The organism is Actinomadura soli (genome assembly GCF_005889715.1).
Taxonomy (GTDB): Bacteria; Actinomycetota; Actinomycetes; order Streptosporangiales; family Streptosporangiaceae; genus Spirillospora; species Spirillospora soli.
The window spans coordinates 1-976 of the sequence record NZ_VCKW01000585.1; the positions used below are offsets into that span (position 1 = coordinate 1).

1 protein-coding gene is annotated in these 976 nt (G+C 77.8%); it reads left to right on the forward strand.

The genetic code is table 11. The features are described 5' to 3' along the window. Positions 1 to 94 precede the first annotated feature (94 nt). A partial coding sequence (locus ETD83_RS41995; RefSeq protein WP_138650793.1) for a site-specific tyrosine recombinase XerD occupies positions 95 to 976 on the forward strand: 882 nt, incomplete at its 3' end.

Consider the following 976-nt stretch of genomic DNA (forward strand, 5'->3'; position numbering starts at 1 on the left):
AGATGGGTATGAGAGACAGCCCCGGCGCGCCACGCGGCCCCCCGCTCCAGGCGCCGGTCCCGCGTCCGGCGCGGCCTCCGCGCTCGGCTCCGCCGTGGGCACCTACCTGGGGCACCTGGCGGTCGAGCGGGGCCTGGCCGCCAACACGCTCAGCTCGTACCGCCGCGACCTGCGCCGCTACACGCAGATCCAGGACGGGCGGGGCCGCGCGGCCATCGGCGACATCACCGAGGACGACGTCCGCGCCTACCTGGTGACGCTGCGCGAGGGCGACGACGACCATCCGCCGCTGTCGGCGGGCTCGGCGGCGCGGGCGCTCGTCGCCGTCCGCGGGCTGCACCGCTTCGCGCTGCGCGAGGGCCTCGCCGCCCGCGACCCGGCCGGCGAGGTCAGGCCGCCGACGCCGCCGCGCCGCCTGCCCAAGGCCATCTCGCTGGACGAGGTCGAACGGCTCCTCGCCGCCGCGGCCGGGCCCGGCGATCCCGGCACCGCCCGCGGGCTGCGCGACCGGGCGCTGCTGGAGCTGCTGTACGGTTCGGGCGCGCGGATCTCCGAGGCGGTCGGCCTGGACGTCGACGACCTCGACCTGGCGGACGGGTTCGTCCGCGTCGCCGGCAAGGGCGGCAAGGCCCGGGTCGTGCCGACCGGCGACTACGCCCGCGAGGCCGTGGACGCCTACCTGGTGCGGGCCCGTCCCGAGCTGGCGGCGGCCGGGCGGGGCGGCCCGGCGCTGTTCCTGAACGCGCGCGGCGGGCGGCTGTCGCGGCAGGGCGCGTGGATGGTGCTGCGCGCCGCCGCCGACCGCGCGCGGCTGTCGGACGTGTCGCCGCACACGCTGCGGCACTCGTTCGCCACCCACCTGCTGGACGGGGGAGCCGACGTCCGCGTCGTCCAGGAACTGCTGGGGCACGCGTCCGTCACCACGACGCAGGTCTACACGCTGGTGACCGTCCAGTTGCTGCGCGAGGTCTACGCC